At 51.7% G+C, this 4239-nt stretch carries 5 protein-coding genes; 3 read left to right on the top strand and 2 right to left on the bottom strand.

Annotation, left to right across the window (positions count from 1 at the left end; translation table 11 throughout):
* Positions 1–330 precede the first annotated feature (330 nt).
* Together V7730_RS22280 and V7730_RS22275 are read left to right on the top strand one after the other, a co-directional pair.
* Positions 331–897 (top strand): tetratricopeptide repeat protein, encoded by a 567-nt coding sequence (locus V7730_RS22280; RefSeq protein WP_335749749.1) that lies wholly within the window; start codon positions 331–333, stop codon positions 895–897.
* A gap of 614 nt (positions 898–1511) precedes the next feature.
* On the top strand, positions 1512–2534 hold the full coding sequence (locus V7730_RS22275) for an NAD-dependent epimerase/dehydratase family protein (RefSeq protein ID WP_335749748.1): 1023 nt from the start codon (positions 1512–1514) through the stop codon (positions 2532–2534).
* A gap of 473 nt (positions 2535–3007) precedes the next feature.
* Here the strand turns inward: V7730_RS22275 and V7730_RS22270 are convergent, their stop codons facing one another.
* Positions 3008–3307: a hypothetical protein gene (locus tag V7730_RS22270; RefSeq protein ID WP_335749747.1), complete on the bottom strand. Its 300-nt coding sequence runs from the start codon at positions 3305–3307 to the stop codon at positions 3008–3010.
* 41 nt (positions 3308–3348) lie between these two features.
* Between V7730_RS22270 and V7730_RS22265 the strand changes: the two genes are divergently transcribed.
* Positions 3349–3816 carry a hypothetical protein gene (locus V7730_RS22265; RefSeq protein ID WP_335749746.1) on the top strand — a complete coding sequence of 156 codons (468 nt, stop codon included), beginning with the start codon at positions 3349–3351 and terminating at the stop codon, positions 3814–3816.
* 74 nt (positions 3817–3890) lie between these two features.
* Here V7730_RS22265 and V7730_RS22260 read toward each other — a convergent pair whose 3' ends face one another.
* Positions 3891–4076 carry a hypothetical protein gene (locus V7730_RS22260; protein ID WP_335749745.1) on the bottom strand — a complete coding sequence of 62 codons (186 nt, stop codon included), beginning with the start codon at positions 4074–4076 and terminating at the stop codon, positions 3891–3893.
* Positions 4077–4239 lie beyond the last annotated feature (163 nt).

The following is a 4239-nucleotide window of genomic DNA, read 5'->3' as shown; positions in this document are numbered from 1 at the left end:
GTTGGATACATCTTAGCACGCTGTCCAATTTTGCCGGACCACTTCAAAAATGCTCTATTCCACTCTGAGCGGCAACCTTCGCATAAGCGCTGGCACCCCAAATTAAGGATGCCCGCACCAACTTTTTATCTTTCAACTGCCCACATAAGAAATTGCCTATCCCCTGCGGCCCCGAAGCTATCATGCCAGACTTTGCACCGCCCCCTACCTGATCGGAACTAAAAGGTTGCCAGCCGCTTCCCTAGGCTCAGGACCTATAAACCAGACCTGTTATTCTTGGCTTTTCTAAACCCTGCCTACAGCTTGCCTGAAAATTAGGAGGCTGGCATTTTGAAACGCATTTTCCACGTAGTCGCTTTAACAACGCTTTTGACTATCGCTGGGCAAGCCATACGGGCGCAGGATTATGACAAAGGCTATCGGGCATACACTAGCGGCGACTATGCGACTGCGCTTCGGGAATGGCGGCCACTGGCGGAACAAGGTGACTCCGACGCGCAGTACAATCTGGGTGTGATGTATAAGTACGGCAGAGGCGTCACGGAGGATGATGCGGAAGCGGTCAAATGGTATCGCAAAGCGGCAGAACAGGGGTACACACACGCGCAATTCAATCTGGGTGGAATGTATTTCAATGGCGAAGGCGTCACTCAGGATTATGCGGAAGCGGTCAAATGGGGTCACAAAGCAGCAGAACAGGGGTACGCTAAAGCGCAAACCAGTCTGGGTATGATGTATTTCAGTGGCAAAGGCGTCATTCAAGACAATGTCTATGCGCATATGTGGTTCAACATAGCTGCTTCCCTTGGTGATGACGACGCGCCAAAATATAGAGACCGTGTTGCGGGAGAAATGACCTCGGAAGATATTTCACAGGCACAGAAGTTGGCGCGCTAATGTGTCGCCAAGGACTACAAGGGCTGTTGACTGAGCCACTTTTCCGAGATGCAGCACGATAATTAGTGGGTCCTGAGCCTAAATTTGGTTACCAGCTACTGAGAAGTTTAGGAAACTGCCTAATCTGTGGCCACCCTGTGCCACAAATGCACTTTGCCCTGCGCTCGAAGTCATGCCGAAGGATGCCGCTAGGCAGCTTCTCTGGCGTTAACTCAACAGTGTGACCGCAAGACCAGCAACGGACTTCAACGCTTGTCACGCCGCGTGAAAATAGAAGGGCCTCAGTATGTTCAGACATAAGCCTGTATTTAGCCGTCCTGACTCTGCTTGCAAAGCTAACTGTCGCCGTGTCGCGCACCATCACTACTAGCACCAAGGAAGGTGTTGGGCGAGTCCGGCCCACTGCGGACCTTGGCGCAAGTAGCAGCTAAGGTCCGGTTTGAGCCCATACCTACAAAATTTTCTGATGCAACGAATGGCTGCTCCTGTCTAGTTATGGCCTTGATCTGCGCCATCTCCATAGCATCGTGCGCTGCAATTCCTATCATCGACATTACATCAAGTCCGCAATAGGCAGATAACTCGTATTCTGAAACTTTTTATCGAGGTTTTTTATGTCCCAAACGATTTTCGTAACTGGCGCGACTGGCTATGTCGCCAAACATCTTATCTTTCAACTTCTCGAAAAGGGATATGCGGTGCGCGGTTCGGTCCGATCTATGGACAGTGAAGGCGCGCTGAAGAGTGATTTGATTGCGGCGGGGATTCCAGAGCAAACAGTTACGGAAAAGCTATCATGTGTTGAATTGGATCTTGGGCATGACATGGGTTGGGATACGGCGCTAACAGGTGTTGATGCCTTAATGCACACCGCATCGCCGTTTCCGCTGGACGTCCCAAAAGACGAAGAGACCCTGATACGACCTGCAGTGGATGGAACGCTACGTGCCTTGAAGGCTGCACAAAACGCAGGGGTAAATCGCGTCATACTGACCTCATCAACGGTCGCCATTGTCAGCTATCCTCAAAAACCTGGTGGGGCGGCATTTGACGAAACGGATTGGGCTGACACAAAAACGTCGGCCGCATATCCAAAGTCCAAAACGCTGGCCGAACGGGCCGCTTGGGACTTCGTCGCAAATGAGGCTCCAGAAATTGCTTTGACCACCGTCAATCCCGGTTTGGTACTTGGGCAGCCAATCGGGCAACGTTATGGAGCGTCTTTGGCCGTCGTAGAGCGGGCATTATCTGGCAAAGACCCGATGGTGCCGAATGTAGGCTTTCCTTGTGTGGATGTGCGGGATGTAGCCGCCTCTCACATCGCGGCGCTTGAGCATCCCGAAAGCGCGGGCGAACGATTTGCCTCCTGCGGCGGGTATTTGGAATTCTCGGAGCTTGCGGCGATCCTCAAGGCTCAATACCCAGATCGGAAAATCGCAACACGTGTGGCTCCAAATTTGATGATGCGCATTTTGGCGCTCTTTGATCCGACCATCCGCGGCATCGTTCCGGCGCTGGGTCAGCGCGCAGAGGTCAGCGGTGCCAAAGCGCAGGCGCAACTCGGGATTCAATTTCGCAATGTGTCTGACAGCCTGTTAGAAACAGCTGCATTCTTGCAAAAACAAGATCGTATTTGAGCTTGGTGTCATAACCACAGCGAACGAAACGATGGCGTTGGCAACCAATAGCACCTAGAAAAATAGTCGCGCGACCCAATCTAGAGATGTGTAAACAACATTATCGATGATTGGTCCGCCGACGACGCCAAAAAAGTAAAGGCACAGGAACGCCATCGCTGCTGCAGATGTACAAACAGCCAGCGCCGCCAGAACATACGCAGTGTCTGTAAGTTTAGATTTGAACAAAAATATCTATTCTCTCGACACATTGGCCGCTGGATCTGGTGAACCTTCTCTATGCGAACAGGATCACAGTTAAAATCATGTCGTCAATCGCCCCTTCTCGGCCCAACAGCTAACATTATTTACGTTGGGGCAACCGCCCAGTCCGAGTGTTATCTATCGTGCTAAAGGTAAGCCCCCCGCGCAAATGCGGGGGGTGTTTGGCGTCCATTGCCCGCTAAACGCAGACAACAGGCCAATAGATCTGATTATGAACCGCCAACAACATCGCCGCCATGTGCGCTACTCAGTGTCATGGGAAACTCTTTTGCAACCTGCTCTCGCAGGCCCGCAATCTTGGCCTGTGCGGCTTGCGCAGCGGCTGCATCAGCATATTGTGTTATTACACACATGCTCAAGTCACCCGTTCGGACCATTTGCACGCCAGTTGCGCCATTTGCTATGATCAGCGGTACAAATTTTTCGTTCGCTTTTGCAATCATGTCGTCTGTAATTTCAGTTGCTGTCCAATGGGATATGGTAACGAATGACATAATGTATTCTTTCAAAAACGAGGTTCCGAAATTGAAACCTGTCTTTAAGAGCTACCATGCGCTTTTGGTTTGACCTAATGATCATGTTAAATCTGTATGCGTCGGGTCTCAACACAGAGACCGATGCAAGTTATAGAAAGATCGAAAGCAATCTTGCGCAACGAACTTTGACCGAAATTTACCTGAAACTCTTCAATGCAAAGCTCCTCGTTCATCGAAACCGGTCATTGGCGCATACGCAGCGAAAGCTCATTTTATCCGCAGAGCAGACCTCGGTGCAGATTGCTGCGAATGTCGGCTATCGGAGTAAGCGGTCAATGAGGTTGTTTCAATTCACACGTTCTGACCTGCGCCAATCCCTCATGCTTTTTTCCAAGAAGCGCAACCAACTGCCGCAATTCCTGCATCTTCTTTGTTCGCAACCCATGCCGATAATTAGGATGCGCAGAACCGTACGGAGCACCACCGCCAGCGCCATGCATCCGACAGACGCGCCAGTCTCGAACGGCCGGATTTTTGCATAGAAAGCCTGAGCGCTTAGAATGGGCAGTGCATCGCGGGGCCGCGTGCGCACTTTACATGGGGTTAGCGTCACTTTTCATGTGCGACCCTCCCCAGTCTGGACGTTCCCGACGATAGCTTGCCCGCCATTCTCGACGTTGACGTGCTGCACGGTGACGGTTTGCCTGCCACCGTTGCGGTGTTTGCGCAGCGCCTCCATTTGCGCAGTGTAGGTGCGTGCCAGTTTGTTAAAGCCTGAATAGTGCGCCTTAACTTGTTCCACAGTGCCAGCCCTTGCCAAGTATCCAGCAGATCGGACCATCGCCGTATGGGTTGCCACCATCTGGACGGCCAACAGCCTTTCAGGGCCATCACGCGGCGCAATGTCCGAGATTGAAGTGGTCCTGCTTTTTAGGACAGTTTTGCGGCTTGGCTAAGATGCATCT

The sequence above is a fragment of the Sulfitobacter sp. genome (genome assembly GCF_036961165.1).
Taxonomy (GTDB): Bacteria; Pseudomonadota; Alphaproteobacteria; order Rhodobacterales; family Rhodobacteraceae; genus Sulfitobacter.
The sequence above is the reverse complement of the archived record's forward strand: the minus strand, read 5'-3'. Positions and strand labels throughout refer to the sequence as shown.

What these genes read in the sequence shown, in the direction of transcription:
- V7730_RS22265 (WP_335749746.1), top strand. Translation starts at nt 3,349, where the DNA reads ATGCGCTTTTGGTTTGACCTAATGATCATGTTAAATCTGTATGCGTCG.
- V7730_RS22275 (WP_335749748.1), top strand. Translation starts at nt 1,512, where the DNA reads ATGTCCCAAACGATTTTCGTAACTGGCGCGACTGGCTATGTCGCCAAA.